The sequence below is a fragment of the Edwardsiella ictaluri ATCC 33202 genome, from assembly GCF_000264785.1.
Taxonomy (GTDB): domain Bacteria; phylum Pseudomonadota; class Gammaproteobacteria; order Enterobacterales; family Enterobacteriaceae; genus Edwardsiella; species Edwardsiella ictaluri.
Genome location: NZ_AFJI01000038.1, coordinates 1 through 16,802, shown reverse-complemented (window position 1 = coordinate 16,802; position 16,802 = coordinate 1). Strand labels below are relative to the sequence as shown.

The following is a 16,802-nucleotide window of genomic DNA, read 5'->3' as shown; positions in this document are numbered from 1 at the left end:
TAAGTCACACCGCCGCGCGCGACGTGCGATCGGTCATTACTTCAGATACTGGCCGCTGCGCAGCGCCTCGATGCGCTTATCCAGCGGCGGATGCGACAGGAACAGCTCGCCAAAGGTACGATTACCACGACCGTTGATACAGAAAGCCATCATGCTGCCGGCTTCCTGCGGCTCATAGCTGGTCTTCAGACGCTGTAGCGCAGCGATCATCTTCTCGCGACCGACCAGGCCGGCTGACCCGGCATCGGCGCGAAACTCACGGTAGCGCGAGAACCACATGGTAATGATGCTGGCCAGAATGCCAAACACCAGCTCCAACACCATGGAAACGGCGAAATAGATCATCGGGTTGCCGCTGCTCTCGCCCTCACCCTCATCGCGGTTGCCAGAGAGAAAACCTGCCGCCACCTGGGCTATCAGGCGGGAAATAAAGATCACGAAGGTGTTCACCACCCCCTGCACCAGCGTCATCGTCACCATGTCGCCGTTGGCGACATGGCTGATCTCATGTGCCAGCACCGCCTCGGCCTCATCGCGGCTCATGCTCTGCAGCAGGCCGGTGCTCACCGCGACCAGCGAGGCATCGCGCCGGGCGCCGGTGGCGAACGCATTGATATCCGGAGCGTGATAGATGGCAACCTGCGGCATGCCGATACCGGCCTGCTGGGCCTGACGGCGTACCGTCTCGACCAGCCAGCGTTCGGTTTCATTGCGCGGCTGCTCAATCACCTCGCCGCCAACGGAGCGCAGCGCCATCCACTTGGACATCAGCAGAGAAACAATGGAGCCGCCAAAACCGAACAGCAGTGCCATGATCATCAGTCCCTGCACGCTGCTGGAACGAATGCCTGTCAGGCTCAGCACCAGACCGAACACCAGCATCACGGCCAGGTTGGTCAACAGGAACAAAGCAATACGCATCATATCGTCATCAATCCTCTCAAACATATCGCACCATGCGATGATCAGATGGTAAGGCCATCTGCGCCGGTTTCAAGGGCTACGGTGCAATAACGGGGTAAAGAAACACAACTTTACATTTACGCTGCGAATGGCGACGACTTTTCACACTGGCCCGGCAAAAATCAAATGGTTGCCGGAGCTGCGCCTCAGAATTTTTGTAACAACTGACGCAGCTGACGCTACTCCTGCTGACCGGCCCAGATCACCATCACCCGATCCCGCCCGTCGTTGCGGATAAAACCGTAGCCCTGCGGCATCGCGATGGTCGTCTGCTCCCCTTTGCCGATAGCGGGATGACGGGCGCGGAACTGCCCCAGGCGCTGCCAGTGTGCGACCTGCGCCGCCGCCGGGCCGTGGATATCCTGCCAATTCATATCCGAACGGGTGCCCTGCAGCGGATCGGAGCCCGTGGGCCCCAGCGGACGCCCCGACTCATCGCCGTAGAAAATCTGCACCGCGCCCGGCGCCAGCAGCAGCAGCTCCGCGGCTCGGCTGCCGCCGCTGCGAAATAGGTGGGTATCATGGGATGACAGATAGCTCAGCACGTTAAAATCCTGCAGCTGCGCGGCCATCTGCTGCCACAGCGGATCGATATCGGCCAGACACGCCTGCGCCCGCTCCGCCTGCTCCTGATAGTCAAAATTGATCATCGCATCGAAACCGTGACGATAATAGGCGCTGCGCATCACGCCGTGCCCCCAGGCCTCGCCGGTCATCCAGAAGGGGGCAGCGTCCAACGCCTGCTGCGGATTCGCCCGCTTCCATTCGGCCAAGGCCGCGCTGGCCTGCTGCTTCAGCTGCTGCCAGGCCGCCAGCTCTACGTGCTTTGCCGTATCGATGCGAAAGCCATCGATGCCGTATTCACGCACCCACTGACTGAGCCAGCGGGTCAGATAGTCCCGCGGCGTATAGCCTGGGATCTCCCGGGCGCGGGTATCCGGCTTATGCCGATAAAAGCGCGGCAAACCGGATGCCACGCTGGACTCGGTTTTTACATCCGGCAAAAAAGAGAGCGACAGCGTAAAATCATCGAATCCCGGGGCGTCATAGTCGCCGATATCGGTACGGATCCACCCCTTCCCCCACCAGCGCGCCCACGCCGTGCGATTGCCAAAATCAATATAGTCATTAAAGCTATGCCACGTCTGACCCCGCCCCGGCCGCCAGTCACTCCAATGGGTGCCCAGCGTTTGCCGCAGCGTCTCCCCCTGCAGGAACAGCGCGCCGAACCGGTACTGCTGCATATCCGCCAGCGTCGCGTAACCGGTATGATTCATCACCACATCGAACAGCACCCGGATACCGCGCCGGTGCGCCCCCTCCACCAGCGCCCGCAGATCCTGCTCGCTGCCCATATTGGCATCCAGCCGCGTCCAGTCCAGCGGGTAGTAGCCATGATAGGCATAGTGCGGGAAGTCGCCCCGGCTACCGCCACCCACCCAGCCGTGGATCTGCTCAAGGGGTGAGCTGATCCACAGGACATTGACCCCCAGACGCTGGAGATAGTCGAGCTTTCCGGTCAACCCGCGCAAATCGCCGCCGTGAAAGGTCCCGATCTCCTGCATCCCGTCCTGCTGGCGGCCATAGCTATTATCGTTGCTGGGATCACCGTTGGCGAAGCGATCGACCAGGACAAAATAGACCGTCGCATTGTGCCAGTCGAATGCCGCCGGCCCCGCAGTTTCAGCTGACTCGAGCAGCAGCAGCCCGTTGCTGCCCGGCGCCGGCTGCAGGGTCACCGTGCCTTGGGTGACGCGGGCAACCTCTCCACTGTAAAAATCGCGCACCCGGCTGCCTTCGCTAAACGCCTGATCGACCGGTACCCGCAGCGGGCGGCCATTCCAACGCGGACAGGGACGCACGGGCGCCGCCGCCCGCTGCACTGCCTCATCCTGAACGGACAGCATCAGCGTCGGCGTTCCCGGGCGGGTATCGACCCGGGCCTGATAGCGACCATCCCGAAAGCGCCGCCATCGCGGCGCCTCACCCTGGCACGGCATCAGCGAGAGCGTCTGATTCAGCCGGATCGTGCCGCTGGGCTGCCAGCAGCGATCGGCCTGATACAGCTGCAGCGGCGCCTCGCCTTTGGCCAGCGCCTGGCTGGCGCTGAAAACCCCCTCGCCCACGGCGGCGAACCGGGGAAACACGGGCGATCGCCAGTCGGCCCCGGCGGCCACCGGCAACAATAGTGCGGCGAGAATGGCGTATTTCATCATCGGCTCCTGTGACTGTGACCATCACAGTGTGCCACGGGAGCCGGGCCGGCGGCTCATCCCGCCGGGGGGAGGATGGTGGGGGCGGAGCTGACGCCAGACGCCGCGGCGTCATTCCCCCTCACCTTTGCGCGCCGTAAAACAATAAAGCCGTGTATGACGAAGTATCGCCACACCCTGGTGGGACCCAGCCGGATATCATCCACGCATTACTTGCGCGGATAATCCTGATTAATCCAGCCATGACACGCCTCCCAGGTGAACATCCAGCGCCGTACCGGACCGGCCATGACGTTGAGGTAATAGCTGTCGTAGCCCGCCATCGTCGCCACCGGGTGATACCCCTGCGGCACCATCACCACGTCGCGGTTGTACACCGCCATGCACTCATCAAGCGCCCGATCGTCGGTATATACCCGCTGCATACAGAATCCCTGCTCCGGATTGAGGCGGTGGTAATAGGTCTCCTCAAGGCAGGTTTCCTGCGGTGGGTTGTCGGTATCATGCTTATGGCTGGGATAGGAACTGGTACAGCCTTCGTCAGTCCATACCTCCACCACCAGCAGGCTGTCCGCGGGTTTATCCTGCGGCAGAATGTTGTGCACATAGCGCCGGTTGTTTCCCTTGCCGCGGGCTTCGGCATCGATATCCTGCGGCGCGATCAGCCGGGTCGGCCAGGTACCTTGGCTGGGCGCGGCGCACACCGCCAGCTCAAGCCGGGTCTCGGCCTGTACCTGCACGGTTTCGCCGGGCGCGACGTATACCGCCCACGGTTTTTTCCGCTCGAACGGGCTCATCCGCTCGCCGATATTGGCGAACCGCGCGGTCGGTGCAGTGATGGAGGCCCGACCGGCCACCAGCACCAGGCAGCGCTCTTCACTGACTGCAGGCAGCGTTAACTGCCGCCCCGCCTCCAGTTCAAACACCGCAAAGCCAACATGGCCCCAGCCCGCACGCTCTGGCGTAATGGATTGGGTGCACCCTTGTGCGTCCGGCGGCTGCCAGCGCGAAAGTAAACGTGACATATCGCCTCCTCAGATAAGCCCGGCCTCACGCGCCAGACGGCTCAGGTTGTTATACCCCAGACGCGCGTAGGTCAATGGATGGGCGACCGCCGGATCCTGCTCGGCCTCCACCACCAGCCAGCCCTGATATTGATGCTCTTTCAGCAGTGACATGAGCGGCGCATAGTTGACACAGCCATCGCCCGGCACCGTGAACACACCGCTCAGCACCGCGTCGAGAAAGCTGGTTTTACGGTTTTTCACCTCTGTCAGTACATCGGCGCGCACGTCCTTGCAGTGGACGTGATTAATCCGCGACGCCCAGCGTCGGGCGACCCGCAGCGGGTCTGCGCCCGCAAAGGTCAGATGGCCGGTATCCAGCAGCAGCCCGACCTCGTCACCGCTATGGCGCATCAGGCTATCCACATCTTCGGCGGATTCAATCACCGTCCCCATATGGTGATGATAGGCAATCTGCACCCCTTGCCGCTGAGTGTAGCGGGCGAAAGCGGTCAGCTTCTCACCGTATTCCGCCCAGCGCGTCTGCGGAAAACGCGGGCGCAGGTGCACCGGCGTCTGCTGTTCACCGTGGATACAATGCGTCACCTCGGCAAACACCATCACCTTGGCGCCCAGTTCGCACAGCAGCGTCAGGTGCGGCTGCACCGCGGCGATCTCCTCCTCTACGCTGCGCTCCAGCAGACGGCCCGAGTACCAGCCGGAGACCAGCTGCAGATCGTGGCGCTGCAGGATGGGCCCGAGCAACCTCGCTTCACGCGGGAATTTATTGCCCAGCTCAAAACCGGCGAACCCGGCTGCTTTCCCCTCGCTCAGGCAGGTCTCAAGCGACGTCTCCGCGCCGAGAGACGGGAGATCGTCGTTGGTCCATGTCAGCGGATTAATACCTAATTGCACAGCCATACCCTTCTCCTTAATTATGCTTGCCCACGCTCGCGCCACCAGGCGATAAGCTGCAGGTAGTTGTCCCGAATGCGCGCCACCAGCTGCGCATCGTCGATATCCTGCCTCAGCCACGCGCGGGCGGCGTCGCCAAACAGCGTGCGGCCCACGGCAAACCCTTTTACCCACGCGTGGTCGGCCGCGGCGTTAAACCCGGCACGCAACTCTTCCGCCGGGGCATCAAGGCCGAGAATAAGCACGCCGCGGCAGTGCGGATCGCGCCGTTCGATGATCGCTTCCAGCGCCGACCATCCCGCAGAGGAGAGCGGCGGCAGCTTCCAGCAGTCGGGGTAAACCCCCAGGTTGTAGAAGCGGGAAACCGCCCGCAGATAGAGATCGTCACTGTGTGACATATCGGGCGGTAAAATCAGCTCCAGCAGCAGCTCATGCCCGGACTGGCAGCAGGCGCGGTAGACCTCCGCCACGCTCCGCTCCTGCGCCAGGCGCAGGGCATGTACATCCTCCGGGTGGTAGAGAACCAGACACTTCACCACGTGCTCCTGCGGCCAGCTGATCAGCTGGGTGCCAATATTGCCGTGCTCCATCTCCAGCGGTCGTGATCCCGGCAGCTCAATGGGCCGCCCGATCCACCAGCCCTCGCCGGTTATGGCGTTCAGCGCATCCTGTCCGAAGGTGCCATCGCACAGCAGCCCGGCCCTTCCCGCAAGCCCGGCACACTGCGCCGCTGCGCGGCTGGCCTGCAGGATCAGCGTTTTCAGCACGGGGATACGCTTCAGGCTGGCGCCGCACTGCATCGCCATCTCTTCAAGCTGGCTGCGGTGGTCAAACGCCATCACGCATAGCTCAGACCACTCGCGGCGACGGGTGGTTACCCGGTGCAAATGGTTAAGGCGCGGGTCGAGATCCGGTCGCGGAACGTCGCGCTCGCGTGACAGATAGTCATCAAGCTCGATTTTGCTCGGCATGGCGGGCGAACAGCCGTGGCGTGATACCACCAGCGCACCGCAGGCATTGGCATAGCGGCAGCTCTGCTCCCAGCCTTCATCGTTGAGGTAGCCCCGCAGCAGTCCGGACATAAACGCATCCCCGGCACCCAGCACGTTGAGGATCGCCACCCGGACGCCGGTAACGGTCAGGCCGTCATCAAGGCGGGGCGGAATCGCATCGGTATACACCGAGCAACCCCGCGCGCCACGCTTGCACACCAGCGTCGCCGGACTGACGCGTCTCACCTGCGTCAGTGCCTGTAGCGTGTCGATGCTGCCGCCCGCGATGTGGAACTCCTCCTCAGTGCCGACGATAACGTCGAACAGGTGCAGCACCTCCTGTAGCTCACGGCTCACCCGATCGGCGGCGATAAACCGTGTTTCGCCGTCACCCAGCGAGGTCAGCCCCCAGAGCACCGGACGGTAGTCGATATCCAACACCGTGCGCACGCCGTGACGACGGGCGTAACCCAGTGCCGTCAGCACCGCCTCGCGGGTTTGCGGATGGGACAGGTGCGTGCCGGTAATCGCCAGGCAGCGGGACGAGGCAATGTACGCCTCATCTACGTCGTCTGCGCTGATCGCCATGTCGGCGCAGTTGTCGCGGTAAAAAATCAGCGGGAAGGTGTCCTGATCCTTGATGCCGAGCAGCACCAGCGCCGTCAGCCGCTCTTTATCGATGATCAGATGGCGGGTATCGCAGCCGGCCTGACGGAGCTCCTCGCGCAGGAAGCGCCCCATATGTTCATCGCCGACCCGCGCCAGCATCGATGAGCGCAGCCCCTGGCGCGCCGTGCCATAGGCGACGTTTCCCGACGATCCGCCGAGGTATTTGGCAAAACCCGACGCATCTTCAAGCCTCGCGCCAATCTGCTGGCTGTAGAGATCAACGGCGACCCGCCCCATGCATATCACATCAAACTGCTTTTCCACGTTGATACCTCGTCAAACAATGTCAGTCACGTTCAGCCAGCGGCCTTCGCGATGAGAGAGGGCGATAGCGTCAAGCACCCGCGACACCTTCCAACCCTCGGCGAAATCCGGCCACAGGGGCGCATCGGCGGCGATGCCATTCACCAGGTCGCGGATCTCCACCGTTTTTTGATCGTTAAAGCCGATACCGTGTCCCGCTCCCAGACAGAACGCGGCGTACTCCGGGTGCGCAGGCCCTACCAGCAGCGTGCGGAAACCCTGACGACTCACCGGATCCTCATGCAGATACAGCTGCAGCTCCGCCATCCGCTCCTGGGTAAAACGGATGGCGCCTTTGGTGCCGGTAATGAGATACGACAGCCCCATCTTGCGCCCACAGGCGACCCGTGAGGCTTCTATCACCCCCAGCGCGCCGCTGGCGAAGCGCACCATCGCATGCGCCTGATCTTCGTTTTCCACCGCCACCCTCTGCGACGAACCGGCATGCGCAGGGCGATCAGGCACGACAATTTTCAGATCGCCACAGACCTGTTCGATATCGCCAACCAGATAGTGCGCCATGTTGACGATGTGCGCGGCCAGGTCGCCCAGCGCGCCAAGTCCGGCGGTTTTCGTAAAGCAGTGCCAGTGGATGGGGGCCTGCGGATCAGCCATATAGTCTTCGTTGTGGGTTCCATAAAAGTGGATCACTTCACCGATTTCCCCGCGGGAGATGATCTCTTTCGCCAGTTTGGCCGTTGGATTTTTCATGTAGTTGAAGCCGATCAGCGTTTTCACTCCGGCCCGCTGTGCCGCATCAACCATTTCACGGGCATCAGCAGCATTGAGCGCCAGCGGCTTTTCCGAGTAGACATGTTTGCCGTGATGTATCGCCTCCAGCGCCATCTCTTTATGCAGATGGTTCGGCGAGCAGATGTCCACCACATCGACGTTCGGGTCGGCCACCAGCGCACGCCAGTCGCCGGTGGCGCGGTTAAAGCCAAGGGCCTGCGCCCGCTCTGCCGCCAGCGTCGGGGTGACCTCCGCCACCATTTCACGCACCAGCCTGCCGCGTAGATTGAACACCACCGGCGCCTGGGCATAGGCAATGGCATGCGCCCTGCCAATGTAGCCGGTACCGATTAACCCAATGCGTACCTCTTTCATCATCCGTCTCCTCACAGTGCGCCGCGCCGGCTCTTGGCGTAAGTGTCAAAGGCAACGGCCAGTATGATAATTAGCCCGGTAATAATTTGTTGGTAGTAGGCGGACACGTTCATCAGCACCAGACCGTTAATCAGGATACCCATAATGATCGAGCCGATAATGGTGCCGCCGATGCGGCCATAGCCGCCCATCAGCGACGTCCCGCCGATCACCACCGAGGCAATCACGCGCAGCTCAAACGAGATCCCGGCGACCGCCTCGGCGCTACCCAGACGCGCACTGAGGATAAACCCCGCCAGCCCTGCCAGGCAGCCGATCAGCACATAGACGCTCACCAGCACGCGTTTGACGTTGACCCCGGCCAGGCGCGCGGCCTCCGGGTTACCGCCGATGGCATACACAAAGCGGCCCCAGCGTGTTTTATGCAACGCCAGATAGCCGCCAATGGCCACCAGTGCGAAGATCCAGATAGGAATAGAGATACCGATCAGCTCGCCGCGCCCCCACCAGCGGTAACCGGGATCAAAACCGGCGATCGGCGCACCGTCGTTAATCACCAGCGTCAGCCCACGCCAGATGGTCATCCCGCCGAGGGTGACGATAAACGGCGGCAGGCGCAGGCGGGTCACGCCGAGGCCATGCAGGAAACCAATTACCGTACCCATCGACAGACAGATCCCCAGCCCAATCAGCCAGCTCATGCCGCCCCAGGCGCTGACATCAACGGTGGTGAAGTTGTCACCTTTGATAACGTAAGCCGCGGTCATGGCGCAGACCGCCAGGATGGAGCCGACGGACAGGTCTATTCCTGCGGTCAGGATGACAAACGTCATCCCCACCGCCATGATCCCGTAGATGGATACCTCGGTCAGAATATTGACGATATTGCGCTCAGAGAAAAAATTGCCGTTCTGCGACTGAAAGAAAATCAGCAGCAGGATCATAAAAATCAGCACCCCGAAGCGCTCGAAGAAAGCGATGGGATCGAACCGGCCCGTACGCGTTACCGGCGTCGGCGTTTTGGACGTCATCTGCGTCATGAGGAAGCTCCGTTATGCCGCGTTCAGGGCGTTGTGGTTGATGGCCATCATCATCATGAGGCGCTCTTCGGTGGCATCATCGCCGTGAATTTCGCCCGTCACCCGACCTTCGCTGAGGGTAATAATGCGATCGGACACCGCCATCACCTCTGGCAGATCGGACGAAATCACGATCACCGCCACCCCCTGCTTTGCCATATCAAACAGCACCTGATGCACTTCTGACTTGGTGCCGACATCAATGCCCCGGGTCGGCTCATCCACGATAAGCACCCGTGGATTGAGCGCCATACAGCGCGCGAGAATGACTTTCTGCTGGTTGCCGCCGGAGAGCTTGCGTACCGCCTGATCGCTGTTCACCATTTTGATCTGCAGCGCCTGACGATAAGTGGCGATCAGCGCATCCTCTTTACGGGTGTTCACAAAATAGCGCCAGCGCAGCAGCGAGGAGAGAGAGGAGAGCGACAGATTGTCGCGAATAGACAGCCCCAGCACCGCCCCCTCTTTTTTGCGATCCTCCGGCACCAGCGCAATCCCCTGGGCAAGGGCATACAACGGGCTGTGTGGCTGATAGACCACACCATCGAGCTCAAACCGGCCAGAGCTGAAACCGTCGGCGCCGAACAGGCAACGGGCCACTTCACTACGCCCGGCGCCGACCAGCCCGGCGATGCCCAGCACCTCGCCTGCATGAACGTGGAAACTGATGTCATGCAGCGCAATACCGTGCGGATCCAGCGGCGGCTTTTCACGGCACAGCCCTTTCACCGCCAGGCGCACGGGTTTATCTTCATGGTGGGTTTCGCTGGACGGACGGCGGTTAAACGCCACATCACGCCCGACCATCAGGCGGATCAACTGCTCTACGGTAGTGCCCGCCACCGCGCCGGTGCCGGTAAAGCGGCCGTCTTGAAACACGGTAAAGTTGTCGCAGAGCTGAAACACTTCGTGCAGGCGGTGGGTGACATAAATAATGCTCACCCCCCGGTCTCTGAGCTCCCGCACCACCCGGTGCAGGCTTTCCACTTCGCTGTCGCTCAGCGCTGCAGACGGTTCATCCATAATGATCAGTTTGGCATTCAGCGTCAGCGCGCGGGCGATCTCCACCATTTGCTGCTGTGCCACGCTCAGGCGCGCCACCGGCGTCGTCGGCGCAATGTTGAGCTGCAGGTAGCTCAAGATCACCTGCGCCTCCTGGTTTACCGCCTTTTCATCGACGATCAGATTGCGCTTACGCGGCTCGCGGCCGAGGAACATATTTTCCGCGACGGTCATATTGGGCAGCAGGTTAAATTCCTGGTAGATGGTAATAATGCCCCTGTTCTGCCGCTCGATCGGCGACTCATCCACCGGAAGCTCTGCACCGTTAAACCAGATTTCGCCGCTCGTCTGCGGCTGCGCCCCGGCCAGCGCCTTCAACAGCGTGGATTTTCCCGCGCCGTTCTCCCCCAGCAGCGCGTGGATTTCACCCACGCCAACGCTCAGCTGCGCGCTGCTCAGCGCCCAGACGCCAGAGAAGCTTTTCGCCAGATGGGTGACATTGAGTAAAGGTTGCGACATCGGCCTGCTCCTTCTTCATAGTGGGCCACCGCCGTGGCAGCCCAGGACAAATCAGTTACCGGCCTCGTTAATCCGCTCGGCCTGCTGCAGGTTTTCACGGGTGATAAGCGTCGGCGGATAGTCTGCGCCAACGATCGCCTGCTTCTCACGCACGCTGGCCACCAGCTGGCTCATGGCTGTCTGCACCGCATAGCCCGGACGCTGATCGGCCGTCACCGCCATCCAGCCGTCGCGCACCCGCGCCAGGGCTTCCGGCACGGCGTCAAAGCCCGTCACCAGCACATCGCCCGGCTTGAGTCCCTGGCTCTGCAGCGCCTCAATCGCGCCCAGCGCCATATCATCGTTGGCAGAGAGGATCACCTGTGGACGCCGGGCCAGCGATGGCAGGACGCTCTCGACAATGCGCATCCCTTCAGAGCGCATCCAGTTACCTGTCTGATCGGTGACGATTTTGTACTTATCCCCCCCCGCCTTCAGGCTGTCGCGGATCCCCTTGCTACGCTCGATGTTAGACGACGAGCCCGGCTGCCCGGTCAGCAGAATAATGTCCGCGCCGTTGGGGAACTGGCTCTTCACAAAGTCGCCAATGGCCTGGCCACCTTTGTAGTTGTTTGCGCCGAAGTGCGGCACCTTATTCTGACTGTCGACGGAGCGGTCGAGGGTCACCACCGGCAGCCTGGCGGCCTGGATCTCATCAACCGCGCCGGAAACGGCGTTAACGTCATTGGGTGACACGATAAACCCCTGTGCACCACGGGTGATGGCGTTTTCAAGGTCAGCCACCTGCTTTGGCGAACTACCCAGCCCGTCCAGTACCTGCAGCTTCACCCCCATCTCCCTGGCGGCTTTGACCGCCGTGCGCTGCATGTGAACCTCAAACGGCATCGCCAGGTTTGGCGTACTGAAAACAATCTGCTCGTTCTCGGCCTGAACCGCTCCGGATATCACGGTGATAAGGGCGGCAAAGATCAGTTTTTTCATTGTGATGTCTCTCTGTGTAGGGAAAGTTATTACGCTTCTTAGAGGGAGACCTCTCGCTGGCAGAGCAGCGACTCCAACGCTTTATCCGCCAGATACAGCGCCCGCTCACCGTCATCACCGCTGCATTCAGGCGCCGCGTCACCGCGCAGAACGGCGACAAAGTGATCCCACTCCGCGGCGTAGGCAGATCGGTAGCGTTGCAGGAAAAAGTGCTCAGGCAGCGCCTGGGTAGCGCCGTTTGGACCATAGTGCTGCACCTGGTTTTCCAGAATATTGCCCACGCAGAGCAGCCCTTCGGAGCCGTGCAGCTCAAGGCGCTGATCGTAGCCATAGGCCGAGCGGCGGCTGTTAACGATGGTCGCCAGCGCACCGGAGGCGTACTTCAGTACGATCAACGCGGTATCGATATCGCCCGCGGCACCGATAGCCGGGTCAACCAGATTGCTGCCCTGGGCGTACACCGATACCGGCTCTTCGCCCATGATAAAGCGCGCCATATCAAAATCGTGGATGGTCATATCGCGGAACATGCCACCGGACACCCGCACATAGTCCGACGGCGGCGGCGAGGGATCGCGGGAGATAATCACCAGCGACTCCGGTGTACCGATGCGCCCGGCCCGCGCGTCGGTTTTAACGCGGCGGAACTGCGGGTCGAAACGGCGGTTAAAGCCGATAAACAGAGGAACGTGGTACTTCTTGACCACCTTCAGACAGTCACGCACCCGCGCCAGATCCAGATGAACCGGTTTCTCGCAGAAGATGGCTTTGCCGTGGCGGGCGGCCAGCGCAATCAGATCGGCATGGGTATCGGTTGCAGAGGCGATCAGTACCGCGTGTACGTCGGGGTCGGTCATCGCCTCGTCGAGGCTCTGCTGACGGGCCTGATACTGCGCGGCCAGACGCGCGGCAAACTCATGGTTGGGATCGACGACGGACCATAGCGTCGTCTGTTGGTGGATGGCGATGTTAGCTGCATGTACCTGACCGATGCGGCCAGCGCCCAGTAAAGCAATGTTAAACATAGCGGCTCCTGGTGTGGGTGAATACGGTGAACTAACGCACCCACAAATAAAACATTCATTTCATTTTAATAAAAATTGGAAATTATGTTTTTGCGCCAAGGCTAACATTTTTTCAAAAATCATGACAAATTATGCCATCAAAATCACAACATTTTGCACACGTCAGTCGGAGAGAGAGGATACGGCCGCAACTGCGCGTGCCCCCACGCCCTTTTGGGGAGTGGGGGCACGCGGAAAAGAGAGAATGGAATAAAGATTTCGTCGCGCTGGAAAACTCAATACTGGCGCGCGCTTTTCACCCGGTTTTGTGTCTGCTCCGCCGCGTCACGTACCGCGGGCGATGTTGCAACCTGCGCATCACCGGTTCGCCACCAGGCGGCATAGTCGTGCGTCATGGTCTTTGGCAACACCTTGATATCGATAAGCGTCGGCCCGGGATGCTGCCGGGACGCCGCCAGCGCCGCCAGCAGACTTGACTCATCGTGTACCCGCCATGCACGGCAGCCGTAGCTTTCGGCGTTCTGTGCGAAATCCACCTTCACCAGCGGACCGTCCAGCCGCCCGGTTTGCGGATTGCGCTGACGGCTCTCTGTGCCAAAGCTGCCGATGCCATGCCCCATCTGCAGGTTGTTGATGCAGCCAAACCCGGCGTTATCAAACAGCAGCACGCTAATCTTAATTCCCTCCTGCACTGCCGTTTGCAGCTCAGAGTGCAGCATCATGTACGAGCCGTCGCCCACCATGGCATAGACCGGCTGCTGCGGCATGGCGAGCTTAGCGCCAATGGCGGCGGCAATCTCATAGCCCATGCAGGAGTAGCCGTACTCCAGATGGTAGCTGTCGGGCGTCTTCACCTGCCACAGACGCTGCAGATCCCCCGGCAGAGAGCCCGCCGCACCGACCACGATGGCGTCCTCTTCAATATGCTGGTTGATAAGCCCCAGCACCCGCGTCTGGGTCAGACGGGTGTTGAGCGTCTCGCCATACTCGCCCAGCAGCGCATCAAGATGTCCGGCGATTTCCGGCACCTCACCGGGCGACCATGTCCGCGTCCACAGACGGCAGCACTCGTTGCGCCAGGCCGCCATCGCCCGGCAAACCGCGTCGCCCCACTGGCTTCGGTAACCGGCAAGCGCCGCCGTCAACGCCGAAAGCCCGACGCGGGCATCGGCCACCAGCGCCGTGGCGTCGAGCTTGAGTGCGTCGAACTCCGCAACGTTGAGCAGCAGGAAGTCGACATCAGGGTGGGAAAACAGCGCCTTCGAACCGGTGGTGAAATCGCTCAGGCGTGTACCGACACCGATCACCAAATCCGACTGCGGCGCCAGCTGATTCGCCGCCAGCCCGCCGGTGACGCCAATTCCACCGAGGTTCAGCGGATGATCGCTTGCCAGCGCCCCTTTTCCGGCCTGCGTTTCGGCAAACGGCAGCTGCAGCGTCTCGACAAACTCGCGAAATGTATCGTGAGCGCCCGAGTAGCGAACCCCGCCACCGCACACCACCAGCGGCCTGCGCTTGCGGGCAATCAGTGCCTGTGCCATCGCCAGACGCTGCACGTCCGGCGGGCGGCGTTCAATGTAATGCACGCGGCGGGCGAAGAAGCTGTGCGGGTAATCCCAGGCCTCCCCCTGCACGTCCTGCGGTAGGCAAATCGTCACCGCGCCGGTGGCCGCCGGGTCGGTGAGCGTACGCATGGCGTTCAGCATCGCGCTCATCAGCTGCTCCGGGCGGTTGATTCGATCCCAGTAGCGGGAGACCGGACGAAAGCAATCGTTGGTGCTGATGCTCAGATCGTGGAACTGCTCGATTTGCTGCAGCACCGGGTCCGGCTGGCGGCTGGCGTAGATATCTCCCGGCAGCAGCAGCAGCGGAATACGGTTCGCCGTGGCGGTAGCCGCCGCCGTTACCATGTTGGCCGCCCCCGGCCCAACCGACGAGGTAACGGCAAAAATGCGCAGACGGCGGTGCTGCTTCGCGAACCCGGTCGCCATATGCGCCATCCCCTGCTCGTTGCAGCCCTGCATAACCTTCAGGTGACCCGCATCCTGCTCCAGCGCCTGCCCGATACCGAGCACATTGCCGTGGCCGAAAATTGTCGCTACCCCTTCCACAAAGGGCGTCTCCTGCCCGTCGACACAGACATACTGTTGATTAAGGAATTTGACCAGCGCCTGCGCCATGGTCATCCGTTCGGTTTTCATGACCCCTCCTGTCAGCCCAGCGTCGGCATGGAGAACGCGGCGCCGGTATCCTGTTGCATCTCAGGCCAGCGGGCGGTAACGGTCTTCATCCGGGTATAGAAGCGTACACCGTCGTTACCGTGAACGTTGAGCGGACCAAAAATAGAGCGCTTCCAGCCGCCGAAGCTGTGAAACGCCATGGGAACCGGGATCGGAACATTGACGCCGACCATCCCCGCCTGAACCTCATCGCAGAAGCGCCGTGCACAGCCGCCGTCGCGGGTGAAGATAGCCGCGCCGTTACCGTATTCATGGCGGTTAATCAGCGCCACCGCGCTGCCGTAATCTGCAACGCGCACCACAGAAAGCACCGGGCCAAAAATCTCTTCCCGGTAGATAGTCATGTCGGCGGTCACATTATCGAATAGCGTAGGGCCGACGAAATACCCCTGCTCATACCCTTTGACATGAAAGCGGCGGCCGTCAACGCGCAGCGTCGCGCCCTGCGCCGCGCCGCTGTCGATATAGCCCAACACCTTGCTGCGATGGGCAGCGGAGATCAGCGGTCCCATCTCATTTTCCGGCATTTGGTCGAGCCCCGACCCGACCCGCAGCGCGGCAATCCGGCTCTCCAGCCGCGCGCATAATTCATCGGCCACGCGATCACCCACCGCCAGCACCACGGAGAGCGCCATGCAGCGTTCGCCTGCCGCGCCGTACGCGGCGCCCATGATCGCGCTGGTCGCCATCTCCATATCTGCATCCGGCATCAGGATGCAGTGGTTTTTTGCCCCGCCGAGCGCCTGACAGCGTTTGCCGTGTGCGGATGCAGTCTGATAAATGTATTCAGCCACCGGCGTCGAGCCGACAAAGCTCACGGCCTGAATGCGTGGATCCGTCAGCAGGCAATCAACGGACTCCTTATCGCCCTGCACGACGTTGAACACACCGTCCGGCAATCCGGCCTCCTGCAGCAGTTTCGCCAGCGCCAACGCCAGCGAAGGGGCTTTCTCTGACGGTTTAAGCACAAAGGTGTTGCCGGTCGCCAGCGCGACGGGGAACATCCACATCGGCACCATTGCCGGGAAGTTAAACGGCGTGATCCCGGCGCAAACGCCCAGCGGCTGCATCAGCGAGTGGCTGTCGACGCCGGTGCCCACGTTGGCAGAGTGTTCGCCTTTTTGCAGGTGCGCTATCCCACAGACGAACTCAACCACCTCAAGACCGCGGGTCAGCTCCCCCACCGCATCAGAGTACACCTTGCCATGCTCTTCGCTGATCAGCCGGGCCAACGTATCCATATGCTGCTCCAGCAGCGCCTTAAAGCGAAACATCACCCGCGCACGCTTTAGCGGCGACTGGCGGGCCCAGGCGGGAAACGCCCGGTCGGCGGCGACAATGGCCTGTTCTGTTTCCTGCGCCGTGCTCATCACCACTCGACGGATCTGTTCGCCGGTGGCCGGATTGAAGATCGCCTGCACCCGCTGGCCTGAACCGGTGACACACTCGCCATGAATAAAATTCGCTGCCGTCTCCATCCTGCACCTCTCGCTATTGATATGTGGCTGTGACCCGGACACCGTACATGAAACAAACATTTCATTTTAGATGTCGATAAAACAAAAATTAGTTATTGTGATCGGGAGTGCGTTTTTATGTTAACGATATGAATCTCACCAGCTGTGGGTGGCAGATTTCACCTTCGACAGCACCCGGCAGGGCTTCGCTTATGTGGGATTTATCATTGATGTATTCGTCGGAGTTATCGTGGGGCCAGCTGAAGCCGAAAAAGTGTATTACGCTGCCATCGGAAACGGGGTTATGGCCGCCTGAGTTCCCGGACTTAACGA

General features: G+C 61.3%; 13 protein-coding genes. All 13 read right to left on the bottom strand.

Features of this window, described 5'->3' with window-relative positions:
* Nucleotides 1–36: 36 nt before the first annotated feature.
* Nucleotides 37–924, bottom strand: coding sequence for a protease HtpX (gene htpX / locus EIEH_RS04815; RefSeq protein ID WP_012848501.1), 888 nt, complete (start codon nt 922–924; stop codon nt 37–39).
* A gap of 218 nt (nt 925–1,142) precedes the next feature.
* Complete coding sequence (locus EIEH_RS04810; protein WP_015871432.1) at nt 1,143–3,176, bottom strand: alpha-amylase; 2,034 nt, start codon at nt 3,174–3,176, stop codon at nt 1,143–1,145.
* Nucleotides 3,177–3,385: 209 nt separating this feature from the next.
* Nucleotides 3,386–4,201 carry a 5-deoxy-glucuronate isomerase gene (gene iolB / locus EIEH_RS04805; protein ID WP_015871433.1) on the bottom strand — a complete coding sequence of 272 codons (816 nt, stop codon included), beginning with the start codon at nt 4,199–4,201 and terminating at the stop codon, nt 3,386–3,388.
* Between the two features lie 9 nt (nt 4,202–4,210).
* Entirely contained in the window at nt 4,211–5,101 is an 891-nt protein-coding gene (gene iolE / locus EIEH_RS04800; protein WP_015871434.1) for a myo-inosose-2 dehydratase, read from the bottom strand.
* 14 nt (nt 5,102–5,115) lie between these two features.
* Nucleotides 5,116–7,020 carry a bifunctional 5-dehydro-2-deoxygluconokinase/5-dehydro-2-deoxyphosphogluconate aldolase gene (locus tag EIEH_RS04795; protein WP_015871435.1) on the bottom strand — a complete coding sequence of 635 codons (1,905 nt, stop codon included), beginning with the start codon at nt 7,018–7,020 and terminating at the stop codon, nt 5,116–5,118.
* 12 nt (nt 7,021–7,032) lie between these two features.
* Nucleotides 7,033–8,166 carry a Gfo/Idh/MocA family protein gene (locus EIEH_RS04790; protein WP_035608882.1) on the bottom strand — a complete coding sequence of 378 codons (1,134 nt, stop codon included), beginning with the start codon at nt 8,164–8,166 and terminating at the stop codon, nt 7,033–7,035.
* An 11-nt stretch (nt 8,167–8,177) separates the two neighbouring features.
* On the bottom strand, nt 8,178–9,206 hold the full coding sequence (locus EIEH_RS04785; RefSeq protein WP_015871437.1) for an ABC transporter permease: 1,029 nt from the start codon (nt 9,204–9,206) through the stop codon (nt 8,178–8,180).
* A 12-nt stretch (nt 9,207–9,218) separates the two neighbouring features.
* Nucleotides 9,219–10,766 (bottom strand): sugar ABC transporter ATP-binding protein, encoded by a 1,548-nt coding sequence (locus tag EIEH_RS04780; RefSeq protein WP_035608878.1) that lies wholly within the window; start codon nt 10,764–10,766, stop codon nt 9,219–9,221.
* Nucleotides 10,767–10,817: 51 nt separating this feature from the next.
* Nucleotides 10,818–11,747 (bottom strand): substrate-binding domain-containing protein, encoded by a 930-nt coding sequence (locus tag EIEH_RS04775; RefSeq protein WP_015871439.1) that lies wholly within the window; start codon nt 11,745–11,747, stop codon nt 10,818–10,820.
* 38 nt (nt 11,748–11,785) lie between these two features.
* Complete coding sequence (gene iolG, locus EIEH_RS04770) at nt 11,786–12,772, bottom strand: inositol 2-dehydrogenase (protein WP_015871440.1); 987 nt, start codon at nt 12,770–12,772, stop codon at nt 11,786–11,788.
* 275 nt (nt 12,773–13,047) lie between these two features.
* Complete coding sequence (gene iolD, locus EIEH_RS04765; protein WP_015871441.1) at nt 13,048–14,973, bottom strand: 3D-(3,5/4)-trihydroxycyclohexane-1,2-dione acylhydrolase (decyclizing); 1,926 nt, start codon at nt 14,971–14,973, stop codon at nt 13,048–13,050.
* Nucleotides 14,974–14,984: 11 nt separating this feature from the next.
* The gene (locus EIEH_RS04760; protein ID WP_015871442.1) at nt 14,985–16,490 is read right to left on the bottom strand and encodes a CoA-acylating methylmalonate-semialdehyde dehydrogenase; all 1,506 of its coding nucleotides are present in this window, start codon (nt 16,488–16,490) and stop codon (nt 14,985–14,987) included.
* Nucleotides 16,491–16,605: 115 nt separating this feature from the next.
* The coding region (locus EIEH_RS19495; RefSeq protein ID WP_204365807.1) for a hypothetical protein at nt 16,606–16,802 on the bottom strand (197 nt) is incomplete at its 5' end.

Excerpts from the sequence above, each read along its gene's own strand:
- htpX (WP_012848501.1), bottom strand. The coding sequence starts at position 924 with ATGATGCGTATTGCTTTGTTCCTGTTGACCAACCTGGCCGTGATGCTG.
- EIEH_RS04810 (WP_015871432.1), bottom strand. The coding sequence starts at position 3,176 with ATGAAATACGCCATTCTCGCCGCACTATTGTTGCCGGTGGCCGCCGGG.
- iolB (WP_015871433.1), bottom strand. The coding sequence starts at position 4,201 with ATGTCACGTTTACTTTCGCGCTGGCAGCCGCCGGACGCACAAGGGTGC.
- iolE (WP_015871434.1), bottom strand. The coding sequence starts at position 5,101 with ATGGCTGTGCAATTAGGTATTAATCCGCTGACATGGACCAACGACGAT.
- EIEH_RS04790 (WP_035608882.1), bottom strand. The coding sequence starts at position 8,166 with ATGAAAGAGGTACGCATTGGGTTAATCGGTACCGGCTACATTGGCAGG.
- EIEH_RS04785 (WP_015871437.1), bottom strand. The coding sequence starts at position 9,206 with ATGACGCAGATGACGTCCAAAACGCCGACGCCGGTAACGCGTACGGGC.
- EIEH_RS04780 (WP_035608878.1), bottom strand. The coding sequence starts at position 10,766 with ATGTCGCAACCTTTACTCAATGTCACCCATCTGGCGAAAAGCTTCTCT.
- EIEH_RS04775 (WP_015871439.1), bottom strand. The coding sequence starts at position 11,747 with ATGAAAAAACTGATCTTTGCCGCCCTTATCACCGTGATATCCGGAGCG.
- iolG (WP_015871440.1), bottom strand. The coding sequence starts at position 12,772 with ATGTTTAACATTGCTTTACTGGGCGCTGGCCGCATCGGTCAGGTACAT.
- iolD (WP_015871441.1), bottom strand. The coding sequence starts at position 14,973 with ATGAAAACCGAACGGATGACCATGGCGCAGGCGCTGGTCAAATTCCTT.
- EIEH_RS04760 (WP_015871442.1), bottom strand. The coding sequence starts at position 16,490 with ATGGAGACGGCAGCGAATTTTATTCATGGCGAGTGTGTCACCGGTTCA.